Genomic DNA, 3,979 nt, shown 5'->3' with positions numbered 1-3,979 from the left:
GCATCCACTTGTGATTTGGTATAAATAAGGTCACCATCCACTTTCAGCGGTCCTTTCAACATGCTTCCCGTTGCACTTAAACTTGTGACCACTTCACCATTATGGGTGAGATTAAACGACGAATTACCCAACAGTTCTAAACCACCATTTATAGTAACTTTACTGGTAAATTTATTATAACTTTGCCATTCATTTGGGCTTGCTAGGCGCCCATAGCTTGTGAGATCTTCATTAAGCTTGACTCTAAATTTATCGAGCCCCACAATATCTTCAATCTTATGTTGATGAGAGCCAAGCAAAGATACAGCACTGCCAAAGGTGAAGTTATTATTGCTTGATTTATAGAGAACATAATTATTTGCGGCATCTTTTGCGCCTTCGATATCGCTTAAATCAGCAAATGAGAAAGTTTTATCCGCTGCCATTTTGCCTTTGAGAGCTGCTTCAAGATCTGCAACATCACTTATGCTATGCGTGTGCTGTAAAGGTGCCTTTTCGTCTACCTTTTCCTCAACAGCCAAAAGAGCTTGATCAATTTTGGTTAAGTTTTCCCGCAAGATTGGGAATTCAGAACTGATAAAGCGTCCTTCTTTCGGCAATTCCATGTCGAGTTTTTTGGTTTTTGTCATCTCTGTTCTCCCATCACAATATGCCGGCGCCAAAATCGCTCACCATTGACCGTGCCGCCGGTCCACCGGTAAGCGTGAGTTTCAAGCGCGCTTGTTTGGCTGTTTTGTCGCTGCTTACAAATTTGCGCTCTGTCCAAAGCGGTTCAGCGAGTTGCTCTGTTTCGTCGAGTTTCAAAGGGGTGAAAGCACCATCATCCAGTTGCATCTCGAGTGTAAAGGTTGCACCGCCCGGTAAAAAGGTTTTGATATAACTGGTCAGCCTTGCCTTTTCTCCAAAGGAAAAAGCACGGGTGACATAAGTGGCTTCCTTATGGATCTTTCCTGCAATCAATTGAACAGGAGCAAACAAGACGGGTGAAAGCTTTTCGGTGCCTTTGAGAATGGCGCGAAGCTTTACCTTTTCACTGATATATTCAGTAAGGCTTAGCAATTGAAAGGGAAGGAGTTGATAAACCGTGCCATTGTTTCGTTCAATTTCAAAGATGACAGAACAATCGCTTGAAGGCAATTCAATGGCTGCGCGTATTTGCAAATCAGAACAATCAACAAGATCAAAAGTGCCAAGATCAATGGTTTTTTCTGTTTGTGTGTAGCGGGCTGCCAACACACGAAAGGTTAAAGCCTCATCTTGATGGGCGGTCCAGCTTTGTGCGTTAACTGAAGAAAAGCGTGGTCCCGTTACATAAGGGTGGCTCGAGACGTATCTCTGGTATTCTGCATCAAAATCCCCAAGCTTTGCTAAAGAGACAGAATGATCAGCATCATCGGTTTTAATGACAAAAGCTGTTAAGCGGTCATCCATCACAAGGAGTGGTACATCATAGCGTGCCTCTGCCCAACCTAGCTTTGCGCCCTTCATAGAATAAAAGCTTTGCGCTTGAATATCGGCGGTCGGATAGCCATTTTCAGTGGTGACCAAATCAATCACCAAATCATGGTTCTCATTACCGATTTTGCAAAGATGAAAGTCAATACCGGTGATTTGCCGTGTTTCATCGGGGGTAAAAACTTGCGCTTGTGGGTCCACTTGCGTCCATATCTTCACCGTTGTGGTGCGCCGCATGACTTTCACATCAATCACACCTTGACCGGTAAAAAGCCCCGTTGCAATTGTTCCACCTTTCCCCCGTGCCACAACATTTTTTGTGCCAGCAGTGATATTTTTAGGAATCTTAAAAGTGCCCTCAATGGCGCCATAAGAATCGGCAAAAAGGGGATAATTCGGTAAGACATTCACACCATCAAAAGTGAGGCTTTCTAATTGTTCCCACTTGCCAAGACCTTCAATTTTGAAGGAAAGGGTAATTTGTCTCAAAAAATCGATTTTCTCTTGGGTTGCACTCACCAAATCATCACTGATTTCTGTTTTACGAATGCTTCTCCCACGGTTCCATCCCATGTTCAGTTGATTGGTCACGCTTGAGAGCCAATCGGTGCGCTGTTCGTGCCAAAAGTCTGTCGCGGGGTCAAGGGTTACTGTACCAGGCAGGGGTGCAAAATTTTGATAGGGGTTGATTTTTTCGCAAGCCGTTGTCAACTCTTGCGCAATGATCACTTCATTTGTCCAGTCAAGCGTGACAGGCGCTTTTAAAGGAGCAGTATAGAATGTTGGGTCAATAGCAAGCTGCAAAATGCCGTTGCCTACAGCCCCCGTTTGTTGAAAGCCTTCATCTCTGTAAGAGTCATCTAGAAAAGGGTCAGCGAACATGCCTTTTTTGGCGACAGGTTCTTTAGAGTCCACATTGCTTTTAATACGCTCTAACTGCATGAGACGGTCAAGCGAAAGCACCCGTTGAAAATAGCGCCACATCTCATCATAGGGGGCAACACGCGTTCCATCATTGACCACAACCGGCGTTTCAAGCCAATTGTTGGTGATCGTTGCAAGGGACAACACATCATCAGGGACACTGGGTGCCATAGGTTGGTCTGATGAAATGCCTTTGATGTAAACCACATTGCCCCCTGTGTTGAGACCTATACGGTCAATGCGGGGTAATTTGTAAGTGTAACTGACGATAATATCACCACCTTGCGCCCCACCTGAGACTGTGATTTCCTGCTCTGTTACTTTATCAGCCGTGATTTTTGCGCGGGTGCGATAAGTCACCTTATAGCTGCTGCCCGGTAAAGGTTCGTCTCCTAAGGGTGCCCAATCAATGGTGTCTCCGGTTTTTTTAAAATCTGTGCCTTCTTTAAATTCCTTGCTTCCTTGAACGATTTTGATAAAAGAGGTGATGCTTTTATCAGGAACACCATCACGCCCAGCGGCAACTGCACCACGGGTGACGTTAACGGTTTTTTCTTTTGTCAACAAAAGAGACTGAATATCGGCAATAGGAAAATAATAGGGTTTAAAGGTAAAACTTGTTTTCCCTTTTTGGGGTGCAAAAATATGCGTTTCGCTTGGAACAACGCTTGTCGAAAAACCCTCTGGCTCTTCATGACGCAAAGCAGCAAGGCGTTTGCGTTTAAAGCCATTGATATTGGCTTCTCCTTCTTGAATACTAAACACTTGGCAACCGTTGTTTGGTCCTAATGCGCTCACACGGCAACCACTCACGATATAATGCCCATGGGCACGGTCGTACGTCGCAATAGCTTGCATGGCGGGTTCAAGCAGTGATGGGGATTTTTGATCAATCAGAACACCATCTTGTAAGATATAAACGGGAAAGAAAGTGCCACTTTGCGCATCCTCTTTCAGTGCCCAAACAAGCTTTGCTGTTTCGCGGGCGGCACCGGGCTCTCCTTCTGCCAAAGTGCCAGGGACTTGCCCCAACAGCTCTGGATCATCCTCATATGTCACCCATTTTTTTGTAGCTTCACACCAATTTCCAAGCGCCCAATCATGGCAACATTGTTGAGTACAGCGGGTGCTACGGGGAAAATATCGCCTGCGATATAAATCTTGCCATCCGTTAACGTTACGGTCCTTGTCTCTTTGTTGACAAAAGCATCAGCCCGTTCAACACGGTCTCCTTCTTGTGCCACAAGGCGCCCCAAACGGTCATGACGCCCCCTGATGATGGTTTGAACCTCATTCAGTTCACCACTTTGAATAAAGGGACGCGTGCCATAAAAGACAACGCTTTGTTGTTCCTCTTTGCCGCGAGATCTGTCAATTGCAAAGGGTAAACCACTTTCATGCTTCATCTTAAAACCTCAATAAAATCTTGAATTGTTCGCGAACATCGGCACGCAAAGGAATATTAATGGGCGTTTTGAGTATCTCGACACCGCCATTCAGTTCATCAAGCTCCAACCAAAGCTTGCCAACCGCTATGTTTTCTGCGGGGGTAGCGTGAACGAGAATGGAAACAAATGCTGCTTGTTTGCCGTCAACATCG

The 3,979-nt window shown here is 45.3% G+C and carries 1 protein-coding gene and 2 pseudogenes; all 3 read right to left on the bottom strand.

The genetic code is table 11. The features are described from left to right. On the bottom strand, positions 1–629 hold a 629-nt coding region (locus tag ACFIKD_RS08950; RefSeq protein ID WP_375647826.1), incomplete at its 3' end, for a Bgr_08870 family protein. A 13-nt stretch (positions 630–642) separates the two neighbouring features. Further along, positions 643–3,785, bottom strand: a pseudogene (locus ACFIKD_RS08945) (DUF4815 domain-containing protein). 1 nt (position 3,786) lies between these two features. Beyond that, positions 3,787–3,979, bottom strand: a pseudogene (locus tag ACFIKD_RS08940) (phage tail protein); the annotation flags it as partial.

Source organism: Bartonella sp. CR84HXZ (genome assembly GCF_042194535.1).
Taxonomy (GTDB): Bacteria; Pseudomonadota; Alphaproteobacteria; order Rhizobiales; family Rhizobiaceae; genus Bartonella; species Bartonella grahamii.
The sequence above is the reverse complement of the archived record's forward strand: the minus strand, read 5'-3'. Positions and strand labels throughout refer to the sequence as shown.